General features: G+C 64.9%; 17 protein-coding genes. 8 read left to right on the forward strand and 9 right to left on the reverse strand.

What is annotated here, in order from left to right; genetic code table 11:
• From BM279_RS18660 to BM279_RS18670, 3 genes are read right to left on the reverse strand one after another with little or no spacing between them, the layout of a single operon-like run.
• The gene (locus BM279_RS18660; RefSeq protein ID WP_093506187.1) at positions 1 to 642 is read right to left on the reverse strand and encodes a dual specificity protein phosphatase family protein; all 642 of its coding nucleotides are present in this window, start codon (positions 640 to 642) and stop codon (positions 1 to 3) included.
• A complete protein-coding gene (locus BM279_RS18665) occupies positions 639 to 1,379 on the reverse strand; it encodes a phosphatase PAP2 family protein (RefSeq protein ID WP_093506257.1) in 741 nt (246 codons plus the stop codon). The genes BM279_RS18660 and BM279_RS18665 overlap by 4 nt, the downstream gene beginning before the upstream one ends.
• A 20-nt stretch (positions 1,380 to 1,399) precedes the next feature.
• Positions 1,400 to 3,355 carry an LTA synthase family protein gene (locus tag BM279_RS18670; RefSeq protein ID WP_093506189.1) on the reverse strand — a complete coding sequence of 652 codons (1,956 nt, stop codon included), beginning with the start codon at positions 3,353 to 3,355 and terminating at the stop codon, positions 1,400 to 1,402.
• Between the two features lie 105 nt (positions 3,356 to 3,460).
• On the opposite strand from BM279_RS18670, the gene BM279_RS18675 reads away from it, so the two are divergent.
• From BM279_RS18675 to BM279_RS18690, 4 genes are all read left to right on the forward strand, one after another.
• Positions 3,461 to 4,144 (forward strand): response regulator transcription factor, encoded by a 684-nt coding sequence (locus BM279_RS18675; RefSeq protein WP_093506191.1) that lies wholly within the window; start codon positions 3,461 to 3,463, stop codon positions 4,142 to 4,144.
• A complete protein-coding gene (locus BM279_RS18680; protein ID WP_093506193.1) occupies positions 4,134 to 5,405 on the forward strand; it encodes a sensor histidine kinase in 1,272 nt (423 codons plus the stop codon). The genes BM279_RS18675 and BM279_RS18680 overlap by 11 nt, the downstream gene beginning before the upstream one ends.
• Positions 5,406 to 5,484: 79 nt before the next feature.
• Positions 5,485 to 6,162 (forward strand): class I SAM-dependent methyltransferase, encoded by a 678-nt coding sequence (locus BM279_RS18685; protein ID WP_093506195.1) that lies wholly within the window; start codon positions 5,485 to 5,487, stop codon positions 6,160 to 6,162.
• Positions 6,162 to 6,857 (forward strand): lipopolysaccharide kinase InaA family protein, encoded by a 696-nt coding sequence (locus BM279_RS18690; protein ID WP_093506197.1) that lies wholly within the window; start codon positions 6,162 to 6,164, stop codon positions 6,855 to 6,857. Before BM279_RS18685 ends, BM279_RS18690 begins: the two co-directional genes overlap by 1 nt.
• 19 nt (positions 6,858 to 6,876) lie before the next feature.
• Here the strand turns inward: BM279_RS18690 and BM279_RS18695 are convergent, their stop codons facing one another.
• From BM279_RS18695 to BM279_RS18705, 3 genes are read right to left on the reverse strand one after another with little or no spacing between them, the layout of a single operon-like run.
• Positions 6,877 to 7,389: a DinB family protein gene (locus BM279_RS18695; protein ID WP_093506199.1), complete on the reverse strand. Its 513-nt coding sequence runs from the start codon at positions 7,387 to 7,389 to the stop codon at positions 6,877 to 6,879.
• A 36-nt stretch (positions 7,390 to 7,425) separates the two neighbouring features.
• Complete coding sequence (locus tag BM279_RS18700) at positions 7,426 to 8,124, reverse strand: alpha/beta fold hydrolase (protein ID WP_093506201.1); 699 nt, start codon at positions 8,122 to 8,124, stop codon at positions 7,426 to 7,428.
• Between the two features lie 12 nt (positions 8,125 to 8,136).
• On the reverse strand, positions 8,137 to 8,556 hold the full coding sequence (locus BM279_RS18705; RefSeq protein WP_093506203.1) for an Lrp/AsnC family transcriptional regulator: 420 nt from the start codon (positions 8,554 to 8,556) through the stop codon (positions 8,137 to 8,139).
• 156 nt (positions 8,557 to 8,712) lie between these two features.
• Here BM279_RS18705 and yjeH point away from each other — a divergent pair, with 156 nt between their 5' ends.
• On the forward strand, positions 8,713 to 9,987 hold the full coding sequence (gene yjeH / locus BM279_RS18710) for an L-methionine/branched-chain amino acid transporter (RefSeq protein ID WP_093506206.1): 1,275 nt from the start codon (positions 8,713 to 8,715) through the stop codon (positions 9,985 to 9,987).
• Here yjeH and BM279_RS18715 read toward each other — a convergent pair.
• Positions 9,964 to 14,910, reverse strand: coding sequence for a C39 family peptidase (locus tag BM279_RS18715; protein ID WP_143103617.1), 4,947 nt, complete (start codon positions 14,908 to 14,910; stop codon positions 9,964 to 9,966). The two genes, yjeH and BM279_RS18715, sit on opposite strands and share 24 nt — an antisense overlap.
• A gap of 144 nt (positions 14,911 to 15,054) precedes the next feature.
• On the opposite strand from BM279_RS18715, the gene yejK reads away from it, so the two are divergent.
• The 3 genes from yejK (at position 15,055) to BM279_RS18730 (ending at position 17,315) form a co-directional block, all read left to right on the forward strand.
• Positions 15,055 to 16,062 carry a nucleoid-associated protein YejK gene (gene yejK / locus BM279_RS18720; protein ID WP_093506210.1) on the forward strand — a complete coding sequence of 336 codons (1,008 nt, stop codon included), beginning with the start codon at positions 15,055 to 15,057 and terminating at the stop codon, positions 16,060 to 16,062.
• A gap of 37 nt (positions 16,063 to 16,099) precedes the next feature.
• Complete coding sequence (locus BM279_RS18725; protein ID WP_093506212.1) at positions 16,100 to 16,423, forward strand: glutaredoxin family protein; 324 nt, start codon at positions 16,100 to 16,102, stop codon at positions 16,421 to 16,423.
• A 121-nt stretch (positions 16,424 to 16,544) separates the two neighbouring features.
• Positions 16,545 to 17,315, forward strand: coding sequence for an SDR family NAD(P)-dependent oxidoreductase (locus BM279_RS18730; RefSeq protein ID WP_093506214.1), 771 nt, complete (start codon positions 16,545 to 16,547; stop codon positions 17,313 to 17,315).
• Positions 17,316 to 17,563: 248 nt separating this feature from the next.
• On the opposite strand, the gene BM279_RS18735 is transcribed toward BM279_RS18730, so the two are convergent.
• Together BM279_RS18735 and salA are read right to left on the reverse strand one after the other, a co-directional pair.
• Positions 17,564 to 18,922 (reverse strand): MFS transporter, encoded by a 1,359-nt coding sequence (locus BM279_RS18735; RefSeq protein ID WP_093506216.1) that lies wholly within the window; start codon positions 18,920 to 18,922, stop codon positions 17,564 to 17,566.
• Positions 18,923 to 18,957: 35 nt separating this feature from the next.
• Positions 18,958 to 20,235: a salicylate 1-monooxygenase gene (salA, locus tag BM279_RS18740; RefSeq protein WP_093506218.1), complete on the reverse strand. Its 1,278-nt coding sequence runs from the start codon at positions 20,233 to 20,235 to the stop codon at positions 18,958 to 18,960.
• Positions 20,236 to 20,303: the final 68 nt, after the last annotated feature.

Here is a 20,303-nt window from a genome sequence, read left to right on the forward strand (position 1 = left end):
CTACTCGTTGAGCGCGTCGAGCAGCTTGTCGCGCAACGCGCAGTAGGCCCAGGGGCTGGTGCTGCAGGCGCCGCTGGCCAGGGCCTGACCGAAGCGCGTCAGATCGACCTCGCGCACGTAGCGCTCGGCATCCTCGAAGCGTTCCTGGCCGCCGAAACCGCCACCGCGCATTTCGGCAATCGCCTGCTGCTTGCTCCAGCCCTGATAGACGATGCGGTACATGGCAGCGATCAGTCCGGTGCGGTTCTGCCCGTGCTTGCAGTGGATCAGTACCGGGCCGCGCGCCTGCGCCTCGCGGATACTGCGCAGCGCCTGCAGTACGTCGGCATCGTCGACACGGTCGGCGTGCAATGGCTGCTGGATCAGGCGAATGTTCGGGTCGTTCAGCCACTCGGCATCGCTGCGCTGATAGAAGTTGATCACCGTGGCAATCTTCAGGCGCTGCAGCTCGCCCTGCTGACTCGCCTTGGGCAGCGCACTGCGATACAGGTCGGGCTGCATGCGATAGAGGTTGAAGCTCTTGTCCACAGGCGTCGCCCATTGCAGGTCCGCCGCCGGGCTTTGCATGGCGCTCCAGGCAGGTACGCCAGGCACACACAGGAAGACGGCGAGCAGCAGTGCACGCAGGTTCAGGGTCTTCATCCGTGTAGCTCCCTAGACAGGACCGGTGAGGGCAGCGCCGGCTGCGCCGCCTTGTGATAGAGCAGTACGCGGTAGCCCACCACGGCGATCAGCCAGTCGAGCAGCAACGTCCATAGGTTGTGGGAGAGAAAATGCGCGCCCTGCATCATCCGCCCCAGCGACAGCACGCAGCCCAGGGTCAGGGCAAAGCCCAGCGCCCAACGCGCCAGACGTGGTCGGCGGTCACGCAAGGCGAAGTACAGCGCCAACAGGGAAAAACCGGTGGAGGCATGGCCACCCGGCCAGCAACGCCCGGGCTTGTCGGTAACCGGGCGCTCACCGATCAGCGGGCTGAACGCCTCGTGGCCGCCGAACTGGGTGAGGCTCCAGGGGCATTGCACGGCGGTCAGGGTCTTGAGCGGCGGTACGATGCTGGTCGACAGCCCCAGCGCCAACACCAGGTAGCCCAGCTCGCGGCGCCAGCTACGCAGGCGCACCGGCAACAGGCTGATGAGAAAGGCGGCGATGCACGCCACGCCCAGGCAGATGACCAGAATCTTGACCTGGTCGTGCAGCACGTTTTCCAACCAGGAACTGCGCCCGCCGATAAACCCTGTGACCGGGTCATAGAGGATTTCGGCCAGGGCGAAGTCCAGCGGCTTGGGATCGAGCACCAGCAGCAGAGCCATCAGGCCCAGCGGCAGCCCCAGCCACAGGCGAAAGTTGAAGAACCGCGACGGGCTGCGAGCGGATGACATGGCGTACTCCTCGGCCAGCTTCATGGTTTAACCGCCACGGCGGCCGAATGATCGGGCTGCCAGCTCAGCAGATCGTGGGTAAAGCCGTGGCTGGCACCCTGGTAGTAGGCGATATCGCGCGCCATCAGCGGGTCGGCCTTGGTGGTCGTCTGCTCGCGACTGATGCCCAGGGCGTCGTCATGGCGGCGCATGGCCCGTTTGGGGCTGAGAATCGCCAGGTTCTGGCCGTCGAACAGGCCCAGGTGCTGGTAGTTGCCGATCAGCGCACGACCGGCCAGCGCGTCATCACGCAGCACGTTGTGGCCGAAGAAGGTCGAGGTGTAATCGAAGCCCAGCAGGCCCAGCAGGGTCGGCGCGATGTCGATCTGGCTGGTCAGCTTGCTGACCTCGGCAGGCTCGATGATGCCCGGCGCGTAGATGAACAACGGGATGTGGTAGTTGGCCACCGGCAGGTCTTCCTTACCGGCGCTGCCCGCGGTGTGGTCAGCGACGAACACGAACAGGGTATTGGCGAACCAGGGCTTGCTCTTCGCTTCAGCGAGGAAGCGGCCGATGGCGTAGTCGGTGTACTTCAGCGCACCGTCGCGGCCCTTGCCGGAGGGGATGTCGATGCGCCCTTCCGGGTAGGTGTAAGGGCGGTGGTTGGAGGTGGTCATCAGTTGCAGGAAGAACGGCTTGCCGGCGGCATGCTCGGTATCGGCGACGCGCAGGGTCTGCGCGTAGAGATCTTCGTCGCTCATGCCCCAGGCGTTCTGGAAGACCATCTCATCGCTGGGCACGCTGCTCTGGTCGACGATCCGGTAGCCGTTGCCACCGAAGAAGGCGTTCATGTTGTCGAAGTAGCCGCGCCCGCCGTAGATGAACACGCTGTCGTAGCCCTTGGCGCGGAACTGCTGGCCAAGGCTGGCATAACCGGATTCGCGGCCGATACGCTTGACGATCGAGCGCCCGGGCGTTGGCGGCATTGACAGGGTGATGGCCTCCAGGCCGCGGTCGGTGCGGGTGCCGGTGGCGTACAGGTTGCTGAAGAACAGGCTCTGCTTGCTCAGTGCATCGAGATTCGGCGTCAGGCCACGGGGATCGCCGAAGGCGCCCAGGTAGCGCGCACTCAGACTCTCGACGGTGACCAGCACCACGTTATGGCGCTGCTCGGGGCCGGGGTTGTCGATCACCCGGCGGATGTCCTCGGGGTCATCGTTAACGAAGCGGGCGTTGCTTTCGGCCACTTCCTGGCGCAACAGCGAGCCAACCTTCTCATCAGGCAGGGTGGCGTAGAACTTCATGTAGTCCAGCTCGTTGTTGCGAAAAGCCGCGAAGAACTGGAACGGGCCGTTGCTGGCCAGCTCGTTCTGGTAGGCGTTGCCGCCCAGGCCACGGGGCACATTCTGGTTGATCGCCAGGGTCGCCAGCAGCGCCACGGCGAGCAGCCCCCCCCAGGCGCCCAAGGCCTTCTTGCGCGGCATCAGCGGCGCATTCAGCGTCCGGCTTACCGGGTTCTTCAAGGCCACAGCCAGGAACACCGCCACCAGGGCGAGCGCGGCGATCAGCGGATACACCGGATAGGACTCGAGAATGTTGTTGATCACCTCCTCGGAATACACCAGGTAATCCACGGCGATGAAGTTGAAGCGCACGCCGAACTCGTCCCAGAACAGCCATTCGGCGGTGGCGGTGAACAGCATCACGAACAGGCTGATGCCCAGCAGCAGGTGAAGGAACGCGCCGTGGGCGCGACTGCGCCACAGCCGCTGCGGGCAGAGCAGCAGGTACAGCCCAAGGGGCAGCGCGGCATACAACAGGAAGGTCGCGTCATAGACCAATCCCACCGCAAAGATGCGCAGGATCTCCAGGGGGCCGGCGCTGGCGTCGCCCCAGTGGGCGACCAGCAGCGCGCCGCGGGTCAACAGGAAGATGCTTGTCCAGGCCAGCAGGACAATGGTGAGGTAACGTAGTTGGGCGTAGCGAAGCTGTGGCATCGTATGATCCTGGCTGGATGAACGAGCTCAGTTTCGCGATGGCCCCGTGAGGGCTTCGTCATGGCTTTGTGAAAAAAACGTCAATCCCCGTGAAGAGAACGTTGCATGCGCATTCTGGTGATCGAAGACAACCGCGACATCCTGGCCAATATCCTCGACTACCTGCAGCTCAAGGGGTACACGGCCGATTGCGCCCAGGACGGTTTGAGCGGCCTGCACCTGGCCACCCAGGGGCACTACGACCTGATCGTGCTGGACATCATGCTGCCCGGGCTGGACGGCTATCAGCTGTGCCGCCGCCTGCGTGAAGAGGCGCGCAGCAGCATCCCGATCCTCATGCTCACCGCCCGCGATGCCCTAGAGGATCGCCTGCAGGGCCTCAGCGCCGGCGCCGACGATTACCTGATCAAGCCCTTCGCGCTGTCCGAGCTGGTGGCGCGTATCGAAGCCATTCTGCGCCGCTCCCAGGGCAATCGCCGACGTTTGCTGGAAGTCGCCGATTTAGCCTACGACCTGGACATGCTCAGCGTGACCCGCGCCGGCCAGCCCATCAAACTCAATCCGTTGGGCATGAAGCTGTTGATGATCCTCATGCAGCGCTCCCCCGCCGTAGTGCGCCGCGAGGCGCTGGAAGAGGCCCTGTGGGGTGATGACTGCCCGGATAGCGACAGCCTGCGCAGCCACGTGCACCAGTTGCGCCAAGCCATCGACAAACCCTTCGCCACCGCCCTGCTGCACACCGTGCATGGCGTGGGCTACCGGCTGGCGGCGATTCCCGATGCAAAGTAAGCAGCCGTTTCGCCGGCGTATCCTTATCGCCTTCGTGACCATGACCATTCTGGTCAGCGGGGTGTTTTCCCTGAGCATCGTGGCGATCGTGCACCTGATCGAGGAGCACCTGGTGTCCGAGGGGCTGTCCCTGGAACTGGATGTGGTGATGCAGCAGGACTTGCAAAGCGGCCAGCAACCCCGTCTGGATTCGCGAACCCGTTTCTTCGCCTCCACCTCTCCGCAGTATTCGATTCCCAAGCGCTACGCTCACAAGCCGGAGGGGTTCAGCGAAAGCTTCGAAGGCGACCAGGCTTACTACGTGTTCACCCGGCTGATCAGGGGTGACCGCTACGTGCTGGTGCAGGATCAGAGCGAGTTCGAACGGCGCGAACGGGTACTGTTCAACGTGGTGCTGGCAGGCTTTCTGCTGTCGGTGCTGTGCGCACTGGTCTTGGGCTGGTTCATTTCGCAGCGGGTCATGCAACCGGTCAGCCGCTTGGCCAACCAGGTACGCCACCGCGATCAGCTATTGCCGCTGGCACCGGCCATGGCGCCGGAATACGCAGACGACGAAGTGGGCCAGCTGGCAGCGGCCTTCGACAGCACCCTGGGCCGCCTGCGCCAGTCGCTGGAGCGCGAGCGGCTGTTCACCAGCGACGTCAGCCACGAGCTGCGCACGCCGCTGATGGTCATCGGCAGCTCCTGCGAGTTGCTGCTGCAGGCCGACCTGCAACCCACACAGCGCAAGCAGGTCGAGCGCATCGAGCGCGCCAGCGCGGAGATGCAGGACCTGGTGCAGACCTTCCTGCAACTGGCCCGGGTGAAAGGTAATGAAAGCCTGTTCGCCGGCAGCGCCAGCCTGCAGCAGATTGCCGACGATCAGGTGGACACCTGGGCGCCGCTGATGGCCGAGAAAGGCCTGGATTTCAGCCTCGAGGTACAGGGACATCATGAGGGCATCTACAACCCCACGCTGCTGCGCACGGTAATGGCCAACCTGCTGCGTAATGCCTGGCACTACACCGAAAGCGGCTTCGTGAAACTGACCCTGCAGGCGGACGGTTTCCGCGTCGAGGACAGCGGCGTCGGCATCCCGGAACAGCAGCACGCGCAGATATTCGACCCCTTCGTGCGCGGCGAACAGGCCCGCGGCGAGGGCCTGGGGCTGGGCCTGTCGCTGGTCAAACGTATTTGCGCCCATCAGGGCTGGCAGATCACCGTACGTAGCCTGCCGGTAGCCGGCAGTTGTTTTCAGGTGGTACTGCAGCCGGCCAACTGACATTTTTTTCACTTTTGTTTGACGAGTTCATCAGAACCGCCTGACTAGCATCGAGGCACTTCCCAAGAGGTGCCTCGTCATGTCCAAATCCCGTTCCATCGAACTGGCCTTCTCCGGCAAATACGACCTGCAACACGCCCAGAGCTACCTGCACAAGCACCAGGACGGCCTGGCCCGACGCCTGTCGCACTGGCGTGACGTGCAGGTCGGACGCAGCGCCCTACGCCTGGCCGGCGAGCCCGATCTGGTGCTGGACCTGCCTTGCGGCGCGGGCCGCTTCTGGCCGCTGCTCGCCGAGCAACCGAACCGGGTGATCCTGGCCGCCGACAACTCGGCCGACATGCTCGCCACGGCGCTGGCCGCCCAACCACCCGAGGTGGTCGGCCGAGTGCAAACCTTCAAGACTTCCGCCTTCGATATCACCCTAGGCGACAACGCGGTGGACTGCGTGTTCTGCATTCGTCTGCTGCATCACTTCCAATCAACGGAACACCGTTTGGCGGCATTACGTGAATTTCACCGGGTGACTCGTGATACGGTGATCGTTTCGCTGTGGGTCGATGGCAACTACAAGGCCTGGCGGCGCAACCGCCTGGAAAAACGCCGCGGCGCGGGCGAGAACCGCTTCGTGGTGCGCCGGGAGCAAATCGAGTCCGAGTTTCGTGAAGCGGGATTCCAGATTCTGGGGCATCGGGATTTTTTACCCGGCTATGCTATGTGGCGAACCTACGTACTGCGCAAGCGTGAGACTCTGTGATGGCAATGGTAATCGGCTATCGAGGAGTATCTCAGGCAAGCTCGACATTCGAGCGTTGGTGGCAATGCCAAGGCGCCTGGGTGGAACCGCCCAATCAGCGGCGTGCCGGTGAAAGTGGTGTGCAGCTGCTGCTGCCACGTAACACTTCCCATCCGACGCTTTACAGCAAACGCCAGACCAGCCACCTGTACCGTAGCCCGCGTTATCCACTGGGTCGGCCGACTATCTTGCGTGAAATCTACGCTTACCGCGCGCTTTCTCAGCTCGGCGTCACGGTACCCAAACTGATCTATGGCTCGGCCAGACGGAATGAGGGCCAGTGGCAGGCCCTGCTGATCACACAGGCGCTGACAGATTTTATCAGCCTGGAGCAATGGTACGAAACAGAACACAGCGCCAAACACACCCAGTGCATGCTGACTGCACTGGGGGCAACCCTCGCACGCATGCATCGCGGCCGCTGGCAGCACGGTTGCTGCTACGCCAAGCATCTCTTTGTCAGGGTTCAAGAGGATGAGGGCAGCTCACCCAAGGCCGATACTGCCTTGCTCGACTTGGAAAAAAGCCGCCGCCGCTGGCGCACTGCCGACGCCTCGCGCCACGACATGCGCCAGCTGAAGCGTCATTGTGGGGCGATGCCCGAGAGCGACTGGCAGCTGCTGATGCAGGCCTATACGGAGGCGCTGGCCGCTTAGCTCGAACTAATTTAGAGGCTCAGCCGAGCGCTTCACGGGCAAGCTCGCGCCTGCCCGGCTGCGCCTCGTGCAGATACCGCGTAAAGGTATCCTTGGGTCGTTCGAGCCCATTGATCGCCAGCGTCCGCGCGGCCATGCCGCGGTGATTGCTGCCATGGGTCAGCAGGTGCAGCAGCACTTCCTCAACTGATAACTGGCCGAGATCACCATCGGTGAAACGAAAGACGATAACCCGCTGCAGTTCTTCAGCTGTTGCACGTTCTGCGAAGGTGACTAGCCAGGCATCGTTCTGCACGATGCGTGCCCTGAGCTCGTCGAACGTGGGCGTCTCGCGGGTATTGTCACCGCTGTAGCACTCTGCTTCACCGGACAGGCGACTGATAAACAGGCTGTCGACCACCGTAGTGTGGTTGAGGATACGCACGAAAAACTCCGCATCGCTTTCAGGCATCTGATTCAGCTGGCGTTCGCCCAAGGCGAGCAGCTCTGCATTGGCCCATTGCTTGTACTTGAAGGCATCGGCGAACAGCATTTTTGGCTCCTCTGCGACAGTGCTGGAAGTATTCAATTACAGCTGTTCGGCAAACGCTCCGATGGCAGCGGCGGCCTCGCCAGGAGCAGTTTGCAGTAGACAATGCGGGGCAACAACCGATACAACGCGAGTGCCTGGAACCTCTATTTGCATGAGGCCAGCGGCTGACCGAGGCACAAGTCGATCCTCCAGCGCCTGCAAATACAGAATGGGCACTGAAACATATTTCAGCTTCGGCAGCACGTTTACGTTATGGATGGCCCTCACCCTGGCAGAAAAAACGGCCGGCGACATTGGACGAATGGCTGCGCTCAAGGCTGAGCTAAGCGCTTTGCTGGAAAACCTGCCAAGCAGCAGATATTCAAGGGCCACAGAGGGGGCCAGCCTAGGGGGAAACGCCGTGGCCATTGCCCAAAGTGCAGTGACCGCTGGCCGCGGACTTACCGCGAAGGTGCTGCATAGAACCAAGCCAATCAGCCCAGGCGGCCGCGTCGCAGCAATAGAGATCGCAATGGGGCCGGAAAACGACTCGCCAAGCAGGATATAGGGCTCGCCGCGGGGTAACGATGAGAGCACCATCCATTCCAGTGCCTCGTAACCCAATGCCTCATCAGTTGGATAGCTGATAACCCGAATATCGAAGAAGTCGCCACTGCAATCAATCAAGGGCTGAAACAGCGAACCTGTTCCGTCCATACCGGGCAACAGAACCAAGGTTATCGCGTGCTTGCGCATGCCCGGCCCACCTCACATCACCCAATCCTTCACCACCATATGGGTCTTGACCTTGAACACGCCCGGCAGGTTTTCGATTTCGCCGCGTACTTCGGCCAGCCGTTCCATGGAAGCCGCTTCTAGATAGATCAGCATGTCCGTTTCGCCGCTGATGCCCGAGCAGCGGCGCACTTCCGGGAAGGCGCGCATACGCTCGACGTACTGCTCGCAGCGTCCGCCCTTGTAGAACAGCTCCAGATAGGCCTTGACCACTATCGCCGCTGGCTCGGCAATGCGCGCGTGATAGCCCTGGATGACCCCGGACGCTTCCAGCTGGCGTATCCGCTCGCTCACCGCGGAACGTGACAGGTTGACCTGGCGGGCCACCTCGGTAACGGTCAGGCGCGCGTCGGCGCACAACAGGGCGATGATGCGTTGATCGAACTTGTCCACTGAAGCTCTCTGCAAACAGGATGACGGCCATTGCCGCCGTTTCGTCGGTGATCGGCGACACTTCGCCAGCAGCCGCCCAAGCGAAGCGGCCTTACCATGGCGATACGGCCGGCAGGCGCTCTGCCAGGGGCCGCGTCAGGAGCGAGAGCATACAACATGAGCCGATTGAACAAGGAACTGGGGCTGCTGCAGGGTGTGGGTTTGCTGAGCACCTCACTGCTGGGCACCGGGGTTTTCGTGATACCCGCGCTGGCGGCCACGGCTGCCGGCGAGATTTCGCTGTGGGCCTGGCTGCTGTTGATCGTACTGATTCTGCCGATGGCCTTCACCTTCGCTCAGCTCGGCCGCCATTACCCGCACGCCGGCGGTGCGCCGCACCTGATCGGTCGCGCATTCGGCGCGCCCATGGAGCGCACCAGCGCCTGGCTGTTTCTCGCCGTGATTCCGGTGGGACTACCGGCGGCACTAAACATCGCCAGCGGCTTCTGGCACGCCTTGTTCAACCTCAGCGACCTGGCGGTCCTGTCCATCCAGCTCGCCACCCTGGGCATCATTCTGCTGCTCGGCCAGCGCCCGGCCCGTACCTCAGGCGGCGTGCAAATCGTCATCGCCCTGGCCATCGTCGCCACCATCGCGCTGATCTGGTTCAAGGGCGACCTGCCCCACGCCGAGCAACCGCTGCTGCCGCCCCTGGCAGGCAACTGGCAGCTGCTGCCGGTGGCCCTGGGCGTGATGTTCTGGTGTTTCGTCGGCATCGAGGCCTTCACCCACTTGGGCGAGGAATTCAAGAACCCGCAGCGCGACTTCCCCCTCGCCTTGCTGCTCGGCGTGCTGCTCGCCGGGCTGGTGTACTGGGCCTGTTCGGTGGCGGTGCTGAGTTTCCATGCCTACGGCGACGCGCGCACCGATGCCGCCTCGCTGCCCCTGATGCTCGACGTGCTGCTCGGCGACCAGGCCCGCTGGCTCAGCGCGAGCATCGGCTACCTGGCCTGTTTCGCCTCGATGAACGTGTATATCCAGGGCTTCTCGCGGCTGATCTGGAGCCTGGCCGACGAGGGCAAGCTGCCGCGGATGCTGGCGGTGCGCAACGCCAATGGCGTACCGGCCAGGGCGCTGCTGCTGGTGGTGCTCAGTTGCGCCCTGAGCGCCACGCTGATCTGGAGCCTGTCGCTGTCGCTCGACCAACTTATCCGCTACGCCAACGGTAACTTCATCGTCATCTACCTGCTCAGCATGGCAGCCGGCTGGCTGTTGCTGCGCGGCCTGTGGCGTTGGCTGGCCGGGCTCAGCACACTGCTGTGCCTGGGCCTGCTGCTGACGTTGGGCTTCGATGCGCTGTACGCCACAGGCCTGCTGGCCGGCTTGCTGATTTTTGATCGCCTGCCACTGCTGCGGCGTACTAACCTCTCAGCTCTGCCACCAGCGCCGTAACTGCCAGCGCCAGCGTGCCGGCGGGAACTCGCCGTGCCAGCCCAGGCGTACGCCGAGTCGCTGGCGCAAACGCCAGAATGCCAGGTGCCTCGAGCCGGCCATGTCCTCGGCCTGGCGCAGGGTCTCACGGGCCCGGGCCGGGTCCTGATTGGCGACAGCCGAGCGGGCAAGCTTGATCAGCGCGCCATAGAAGTCACGGGTGGAGGCGCCCTCCAGGCGTCCCAGCCACTGTTCCAATGCGGCCTGATCGTTGTCCAGGGCCGCATCGACCGCCAGCCAGACCATCGAATCGACGTCGTTTGGCTCACGCTCCAGGGCCAGGCACGACACCTCGGCAGCAACGTCATTCAGGCCGCGGATGCGATAGCCCAGCGCCAGGTTGCCCAGGCACCAGGCCTGAGTATCGGGCCGGCGCCAGTCGCTCAGGGTCTCGAACATCAAGCCATAGCGCTTGCTCTCGATCAGCGCATAGCTGGCCGCGCCCCACACGTCGGCGCTTTCGGCCAACGCCTGGCGGCAACGCTTGAGGGTGGACCCCAGCAGGATCCGGTTGGCATACGGGTGCCGGCCCAGCACCCGGAACATCGCACACTTGGCGGCATGCCTGGAGTCGTTGCGCAGCGCCTTGTTGAAGGCCGCCGACAGTGTCAGGTTGCTGAACATGTCGTGGGTGCGCCAGCCCAGCCAGGTTTCCACCGCCGCGCTGTGCAGCTCGCCGGCCACCACGCCGGCATCCAGCACCCGGCGCAGCACCGGTTCGCGCACAGGGAAGTCGGCGACATCCCGCTCCCAGTTGGCCTCGCCCGCCGGGTCGCTGGCCAGTGCGCTAAGCGCGCGCTGCAGCAGCGCCTTGTCGCCGTTACCCCTGGCAATGGGCAGCACGCGGCGCCAGGCAGTGACCGGATCGCCTGCTTCGAGCAGGGCATCTAGGCGTTCCAGAGCCGCACTCGTACCATGCAGCTCACACAGCAGGTCGAAGGTGTTGAGCGCCGCGAACGGGTAGCGCCCATCCAGCGCCCAGGCCTGCTCGAAGGCCGGTAACGCTTCGGCCCTGTCGCCGTTGAGCAATAGCGCGTGGCCAAGGAAGCCATGGGCCATGGCCAGCCGCGGCTCCAGGCGCACCATCTCACGGGCCGCGGCGATGTAAGCCGGGTGGTGAGCATCCTCGTCATGCCAATCGGCCAGTTGCCGCCAGCCATCGTAGTAGTCCGGATGCTGCGCCAGCAGCGCGCGCAGCGCCTCGATGGCGCCGCTGTCGCCTTCGGCGCGCAGGGCACGCGGGCCATACAGGGCCATTTCCACCGGCGGTTTGCCTCCCCAGCAGGGCGCGGCGAGCAACTCGCGTACTTCGTCGAAGCGCTCGCCTTCCATCAGCAACTGCAGCAAGCGGTCGTTGATGGCACGGTTGCGCGGGCTGTAAGCCAGCGCTGCGCGCAGGGCGTTCTCCCGTGCCTCGCGGTCGGTTTCCAGGTCCGCCAGGGCCAGCCAGGCGTCGACATCGCCAGGACGGTTTTCCACCAGTTGCCTGGCCAGTTGCAGTGGCCGCTCGCCGCTCTGCAGTTGCTCGGCATAGTACTTGAGCTGATTCCACGCCCACTCGTGGCCCGGCTCGGCGCGCAGCACCCGCTCGGTCTGGTCGGCGGCCTCGGCGAACGCCTCGCGGCGCCCCAGCACGTATGCCAGGTAGGCACGCAGCTCGGTGTCTTCCGGTACCTGCGACACCACCTGGCGCAACTGCTGCTCGGCCTCGTCGAGGCGCCCGTCCTGCTCCAGCAGGCAGTCGACGTGCAGGCTCACCGTGGGCGTCCACAGCGGGTTGATGCGAAAGCTTTCCTGCAGGGCCTGGCAGCAGGCGTCCAGCTCGCCCTGCTGCTTGTGCAGCCGCGCCAGCTCCAGCGACAGCCGCAGCAGCAGCGGAAAGCGTTCGATGGCACGGCTCAGGGTGTCGGCGGCTGCCGCGTATTGCTCCATGCGCGCCTGCTGACGGGCGACCACCACCCACAGCTGCCAGAGATCCTCGCGCTGAACGAGCGCTTCACGCAGTTGCTCGAGCAGCGCCTGAGGTTCGAGCAAGCGCTGCGCCTGTTGCTCGTAGGCCAGCCAGCCATCACCGAAGGTCACCTGGCGGACCAGCTCGGCATGGATGGCGCCCAGGGTTTCGACGGCCTGCTGATGGTTTTCGCAGGTATCGAGCAGCATGTTGCTGGCGTACTCGTTGTCAGCGAACAGGCCCAGAGCCCGCTGGAAAGCGTCGCGGGCGGCCTCGCGCTGACCATCCTGCAGCAGCACGAAGCCGTGGGTGGAGTGAAAATAGGTGTTCTGGGCATCGACCAGGCCGGCCTGCCGGCACACATCCAGAGCCTCGGCACGGCGGCCCTGGCGTGCCAGGCAACCGGCCAGCTCGCGCAGCGTCCAGGCGTGTTCCGGATGATTGTCCAGCAGACGTCGCAGAGCCTGCTCGGTGGCCGGCAGCGAACGTCGCTTGGCCCGCTCGATCTGCAGCTCGGCGATACCCAGATGGTGCGGATACTCGGCGGCCAGCGCCTCGACATAGGCGTCGGCGGCCTCGCTGCCCTCCCCTTGTTCGAGCAGCGTGACGCAGAGGCGGTGCGCCCCTACTGCCAGCGGCTCGAGCATGGCGGCCTCACGCGCCCAGGCCAAGGTCTGGCGCGGCTCATCCATGCGCCGCATGCCGGCTTGCACCGCGGCACGCAGCCAGGCCGCGCGCCGGCACAATGGCTCGGCCTGGGCAAGCAGCGCCTGGCAGCCCTGGGCATCACCGTTGCGCCCCAGGTGCTCGGCCAGGCCAAGCAGCAACTCACCGTCTGCCGGGCGCCAGGTCAGCGCCTGTTCCAGCATGGCCTGCGCCTCGTAGGGGCGCTGCATTTCTTCCAGGGTTTCGCTGAGGGTCAGGCTCGGCGCTGCCGACAGCCGGCCCAGTCGCGCCTGGCGCCGCTCGAGGAACTGCAGGCCCTCGGCGGTTCTGCCCAGCGCCCGCAGGGCGCGGAAATACTGCACTGCGTAGCCTTCGTGGGACGCATGCAGGCAGGCCGCCAGGCGATACAGCTCGCAGGCTTCTTCGCGGCGATTCTCGCCCCAGCGCAGGCTGGCCAGGCTGTTCCAGGCGCGGGCCTGGGTAGGCGTCTGCAGCAGCACGCGCTGCAGAATGCCGGCCACCTGTTCTTGGCAACGGCCATCCTCGCTGAGTAACTCCGCGTAACGCACGCTGATGGTCGGCTCGTTCCAGCGCGCCTGGCAATGCCCGCCCAGCCACTCGAGCTGCACGCCGCGCGGTTGCAGCTGGGCCAGTGAGGTGGCCTTGGAGAGGATCAGGTTGGCATCGTCGGGGAACTGCGCGAGCAGCGCCTCAGTGCCCTGCAGCACTTCGCGTTCCTGGCCGTCGTACCAGCCCAGCGAACGCTGCGCCTGCCAGGTCAGCCGATGCTCGGGGCTCAGCGCCTGCAGAGCCTGGTAAGCCGCCAGCGCCTCGTCACGCTGGTGTGCTTCCAGGGCACTGGTGAAGCGATAGTAGACATCCCACAGCTCGCGATCCGGCAGGCTCAGACCGTCCAGCAGCACAGCCTGGTCGGGTGGCAACAGCAGCATGCCGCGCGGCCCGGAGGCGCGCTGCGACTCGAACAGCAGCTCGGCCAGGCTCTCGCCATGGTGGGGCTGCGCCGGATCGCGCACCAGCAGGGTGCCGCGCGGCTCGTCATAGCCGACCAGCGCCTGCAGGTGCCCGCTGCCGGTGTATTGCAGGGTCAGGGTGAAGGGTATGCCGCGGTCGATCAGCGCCCGGCTGCTGGCCCAGTCCGCGGTAAACTCCACGGCCAGGTAGCCGTTACGCTCGGCCCAGGCGCGCTCGGCCTGGTGCGTGGTGCCGTCGTAACAGATCTCCTCGGCGACCTCGAGGTGCTCGACGCGCTTGCCCCAGTAATCGGAAATCGCCGTCAGCGTTGCCGGCACGCAGGTCATGTGGTGCTGGCGCACGAAAGGCACGGGCAACAGCACCCGGCGCCCGCTGGGGCTGGCCAGGTGCGCCTGGATCTTCTCGTAGAACCCGCCACCGGCCTTCTCCGCCAACTGCCGGCCGGCGGCGTAGTCACCCTGCAGGCAGGCGATGTCGCAGCGGCGCGCGGCGATCCAGTCGGCAGAGCTACGCTCCTCGATGCACTGCAGCGTCTGCATGTGGTCGAGCCAGGTGCGGGCCTCGTCGAGCTCTTCGCGCTCGATCAGCAGGTTGACCAAGTGGGCACAGATCGTCGTGTTCTCCATCTCCCGGGCGCCGCGACGCAGCAGCTGTAACGCGGCGTCAGTCTGCCCCAACTGCAACTGCAGGCCGGCCGCCTGGGTCAGCGCCGAGCGAAAGTCCGGCTGACGGGCCAGCACCTGTTCGCACAGGGTCAGGGCCTCCTCGCGGCGGTCTTCCAGCTCCAGGCCATGGCTGCGCTCGACCAAGAGCCACGGGTCATCGTCACCGTGCTGGCAGGCCTGCTCGTAGAGCGCCTGGGCCGTTTCGAAGTCGCGCAGCGAGGCGTACAGGTAGGCCTTGAACGACAGCCATTCGGCCCGTTGTGCCCCATCGGCCGGCAGCCAGTCGCCGAAGTTCTGCAGCAGGCGCCATGCCCGGTAGTGCCCACGCCGGGCCATCTGCATGCGCAGGAAGCGCAGCCGCGCCGGGGCAGACTCCGGGTAGCGGCGGTACGCCAGCCAGGTCAGCACGTCGGCCAGCCGTGGCGCACCGATGTGCCCGGCCAGGCGTGCCATGCAGCCCATGGCCTCGGCACCCTGCCAATAGCGCGGATCGCCCTGCTCGCTGGCCAGGACATAGGCCTGCAGGTGCAGGCCGCGGTCGACCAGCGCCTCGATTTGCGCCAACAGCGCTGGCGAAGGAAGCTGAGCATTGGGGTTGAAAGCGGACATGGAGCGCCCTTCCCTGGTCATCGAGTGTCAGCCGGCACTCTATTGCGGCGCGTTACTCACGACAAGGCTGGCACGCTGCACCTGTGACGGCCTGCTCGGGTACAATTACCGGCCGCCTCCAACTCGCTGTCACAAGGACCTCCCATGCCGATCCGTCACTGCATCGTCCACCTGATCGACAAGAAGCCCGATGGCACGCCCGCCGTGCTGCACGCCCGCGACAGCGAACTGGGCGCCTCCCAGGCCATCGAGAACATGCTGGCCGACCTCAACGACAGCTACAACGCCAAGCAGGGCAAGGCCTGGGGCTTCTTCCACGAGGAATCCGGTGCCTACCCGTTCAGCGGCTGGCTGAAGACCTACCTGGAAGACGGCGAGGATTTCACCGCCTTCAGCCGCCAGGCCGTCGAGCACCTGCAGAAGCTGATGGAAGAGTCCAACCTGTCCACCGGCGGCCACGTGCTGTTCGCCCACTACCAGCAGGGCATGACCGATTACCTGGCCATCGCCCTGCTGCACCATAGCGAAGGCGTGGCCGTGAACGACGCGCTGGACGTGACCCCGGCCAAGCACCTGGACCTCGGCCAGCTGCACCTGGCGGCGCGCATCAACATCAGCGAATGGCGCAACAACAAGCAGTCCAAGCAGTACATCTCGTTCATCAAGGGCAAGAACGGCAAGAAGGTCTCGGAGTACTTCCGCGACTTCATCGGCTGCCAGGAAGGCGTCGACTCGCCCAGCGAAACCCGCACCCTGCTCAAGGCCTTCAGCGACTTCGTCGAGAGCGAGGATTTGCCCGAAGAGCAGGCCCGCGCCAAGACCGACACCCTGGTCGACTACGCCACCAGCCAGGCCAAGATGGGCGAGCCGATGACCCTGGAAGAGCTCTCCGGGCTGATCGACGAGGAACGCCCCAAGGCCTTCTACGACCATATCCGCAACAAGGATTACGGCCTGTCGCCGGAGATTCCCGCGGATAAGCGCACCCTGAGCCAGTTCCGCCGCTTCACCGGCCGCGCCGAGGGTTTGTCGATCAGCTTCGAGGCCCACCTGCTGGGATCCAAGATCGAGTACGACGAAGCCTCCGACACCCTGACCATTCGCAACCTGCCGACGCAGCTGACCGACCAGTTGAAACGCCGCAAGGATTGAGCGATAAACGCGAGGCCATTCTGCCGAGACGCCCCTCATGAAACGGATTTTGCTGATCATCGTGGTGCTCGCCGCCTGGCAACACTGGGATCGCCTCGAGCCGATGCTGCTGGGCAAACCGCAGCAGGTGGCCGGCCAGGGTGAAGTCATCCTCTACGCCACCAGCTGGTGCGGCTACTGCGCCAAGACCCGCGAATTTCTCGGCGAGCGCGGCATCCCCTACACCGAAATGGACATCGAAAAATCCCCCGAAGCCCGCCGCGCCTACGATGCTTTGGGCGGTCGTGGTGTGCCGGTGCTCCAGGTCAACGGCACGGTGATCCACGGCTATAACCCGCAGGGGATTCTGGCGGCGTATTGAGTGGCGCGGGCACCTAGCAGCCTGTGAACTTGTAACGCGAAGCGCTGCGCCACTCACCTGAACGTCACGCCCTACCCTGTAGTCCTAACAAGCACCTCGGCCAAGCCTTTCAAGGTGAGTGATGCGTTTGCTACCCGGACTGAACAGCGATGCACAGGTGCTGATAGCCGGCGCCAGCCGAGGTATCGGCCTGGCGCTATGCACGGCTTTGCTCGAACGCGATGACGTGACTCAGGTCTGGGCCATGGCGCGACAAGCCAGCACTTCTGCAGAGCTGGAAAAGCTTGCCGAGCGCCATGGCCAGCGCCTGAGACGGTTCAACTGCGACGCCCGCGACGAGCACTCCCTCGAAGCCCTGGCGCGGGCAGTGCTCGAGGAATGCGATCACCTGCACCTGGCCATCAGTACCCTGGGCATCCTCCATCAAGACGGCGCCAAAGCCGAAAAGGCTCTGTCACAGCTGACCCTGGCAAGCCTGCAGGCAACCTTCGCGACCAACGCCTTTGCGCCGATCCTGCTGCTCAAACACCTGCTCCCCCTGCTGCGCAAGCAACCCGCGACCTTCGCCGCCCTCTCCGCACGCGTTGGCTCCATCGGCGATAACCGCCTGGGAGGCTGGTACAGCTATCGCGCCAGCAAAGCAGCGCTCAACCAACTGCTGCACACGGCCAGCATCGAACTGAAACGCCTGAACCCCGCCGCCACCATCCTGGCAATCCACCCTGGCACGACGGACACGCAGCTGTCCCAACCCTTCCAGGCCAACGTGCCGGAGGGCCAGCTGTTCGAACCGGCGTTTTCAGCGGATCGCATTCTGGAAGTGATAGGCGCCCACGGGCCGGACGACAGCGGGAGCTTTTGGGCTTGGGATGACAGGCCGATTGTTTGGTGATTGGCTGACACGTTAAAGCGAGAAAAGCCCGCCCCCCACTAGACCGCCTGGCCCCGCGAGAACGCTGGAGCTGATCCGAGAACACACCGGTCGGCACTTCGACCCAGCCGTGGTCGCGATCCTCGACAGGCTGATCGAGGATATCGAGGCGATCATTCTGGGCAACACGGCGCCAGCCAAAACCCTGTCCACCCCGCACATGCCCAGGACTGCAGATTGAGGCCTGCGCGGGACCTGTAGAAGCGGCTTCAGCCGGGAATGTGCTTCGCGGCTGAAGCCGCTCCTGCAGGCTGCACCGGTTCCCCCATGGCGCGGCTGCGGCGCAGGAACACCAGCACAGCCGCAGCGCCGATCAAGCCTGGCAAGGCGAAGGCCAGGAAGCTGGCCTGCAATGGCAGGCCCGAGGCCTGCAAGGCACCGCCCAGCAGGGGACCGATGATCGCCCCCGTGCGACCGATGCCCATGGCCCATCCCAAACCTGTGGAACGCACCTGCGCCGGGTAGTACTGCACGGCGCAGGCATTGGCGAGAATCTGCGTACCAATGGTGCAGGCACCCGCTACCGCCACCAGCAGGTACAGCACCGCCAGCGGTGCCTTGAAAGCCAGCAGGCCGAGCGCCAGCGCGCCACAGCAGAAGAAGCCAAGCAGCACCCGCTCCAGCCCGACCCGGTCGCCCAGCCAGCCACCGCCGATGGCCCCGACGATCGCGCCGACATTGAGCACCAGCAGGAACGTCAGGCTGGAGTTCAGGCCATAGCCGGCACTGTGCATGAGCTTGGGCAGCCAAGCGCTCAGCGCGTAGACCATCAGCAGGCAGCAGAAGAACGCCAGCCACAACATCAGCGTGCTCAAGGTCCGGCCCTCGCGGAACAGCTCCGCGATGGCCACACTGGCCTTGCCGTCACCCTCCAAGACCAGTTCATCGCCTGCCGTGGACTGATAGCCCGGCACCACCTGCGCGAGGGTCTGCCGGGCACGCTGGGTCTGCCCGCTACATACCAGGTAGGTCATGGACTCGGGCAACTGGCGCACCAGCAACGGCAGCAACAGCAAAGGCACTGCCGCCACGTAGAACACCGCCTGCCAGCCCCATTGCGGAATCAGCACGATGCCCAGCCCGGCCGACAGCATGCCGCCCAGCGAGTAGCCACTGAACATCAGCGCCACCAGGGTGCTGCGCGAGCGGCGCGGCGAGTACTCGTTCATCAGCGCCACCACATTGGGCATAACCCCGCCGATGCCCAACCCGGCGATGAAGCGGCACAGGCCGAACGCCTCGGGGCTGCTGGCCAGGCCATTGAGCGCCGTGACGCCACTGAACAGTGTCACGCAGAAGGCGATGGTCTTGCGCCGCCCGATACGGTCGGAGAGCGAACCGAAGAACAAGGCACCGAACATCATCCCGACCAGCGCACAACTGCCCAGTGCGCCGGCCTGCAAGGGGCTGAGGCCCCACTCACTCATCAACGACGGCAGCACAACACCGTAGATGACCAGGTCATAGCCGTCGAAGATGATGATCAGCGCGCACCACAGCAGCACGCGGGCATGGAAGGCATTGAAACTCGCCCCGTCCAGCAGGGCAGTGACAGGAGTCTTGTGCATGGCATGGCTCTTTCTTGTTGTTGTGATCAGGCGAGTCAGGCGTTCTGTAAGGCACCGATGGCCTGCCGGGCCCGACGAAGGTCGCCTTGCAGGTCGTGTTCCCATAGCCAGGCGAAGCGTTCGGCAAGGGTCTGGCCCAGCAGGGTTTCATCCGCTGCCGTGGCCGGGTCGCGCAGCTCATAGAGTTCGCCGGCTTCGCGGGAGGTGCGCTGAACCCGGCAGGCGCGTGGGCGGCGCACGGTGTCGTAGGCGGCCAGCAGCGCCTGCACATCACCGCCGGCGAGTTGTGCGTCGCCCAGCAGGCGAGCCAGTAGCCAGGCATCTTCCAGCCCTTGGCCGGCCCCCGCGCCCTGATGCGGCAACATCGCGTGGGCGGCGTCGCCGACGAGCGCCACGCGGCCATGCACATAGCCCGGCAGCTCAGCGAGATCGTGCAATGCCCACAGGGTCGGCGCGCCGATGCATTGCAGCAGTACCCGTGCGGCATCGCCCCAGCCGTCGAAGGCCTCGAGCATCTCCGCCTGGCTGGCATTGCGCACCCAGGGTTGCCCGACCGGCCACTGTGGCTCGGCCTGGCTGCGATCAGAGATAAAGGCCACCACGTTGATGAGCCGGCCCTGCTTGACCGGAAAAGTCAGAATGTGTGCATCAAGACCCAGGTACATCTGCGGTACATCGATCAGATGTTCATTCAGCCCACGCTCGCGGTAGGCCGCACGCAGCACCTGACTGTCGATCAGGCCACGATAGGCCGTTGTGCCGCTGTAGCGCGGTTGGGCCAGCGGCGCCTCCAGTCCTGCCAGGACGTGGTCACGGATCGAGGATTTGATGCCATCGGCACCGATCAGCAGGTCGCAGCTGTGCGAGCTGCCATCGGCAAAATTCACCCGGACCTCGTCCTCGCCCTGCTGCACCTGCACCGCGCGCTTTCCGAAACAGGCGATGCCCTGTGGCAGGCGGCTGGCCAGAGCGTCGAGAAAGTCGGCGCGATGCACCGAGGACTGCCCTACCCCCGGCGCCACACTGGCACCCAGGTAGCCGGCATCGGCACCACGGCGCCATTCGAACCACACATCCTGCCAGGGCGCAGGAGTCTGGTCGGCGATCTGTCCATAAGGCTCACCGATCCCCAGACCGTCGATGGCGCGTACAGCATTGGCGCCGAACGATACGCCTGCACCTACCTCGCCGAAGGCGGCGGCGGACTCGAACAGACGAACGTCAAGATGGGGATGACGGCACACGTCCAGTGCCAGGGCGACACCGGCGATGCCACCGCCAACGATGGCGATACGCAAGGGAGAGTTCTGCATGAGGGTTACCCGTGGGGCTGATTGTTATTGGAATGGGCTCATCATGCGGCGGGTTGCGATATTGATAA

Origin of the sequence: Phytopseudomonas straminea (assembly GCF_900112645.1) — a bacterium.
Classification (GTDB): domain Bacteria; phylum Pseudomonadota; class Gammaproteobacteria; order Pseudomonadales; family Pseudomonadaceae; genus Aquipseudomonas; species Aquipseudomonas straminea.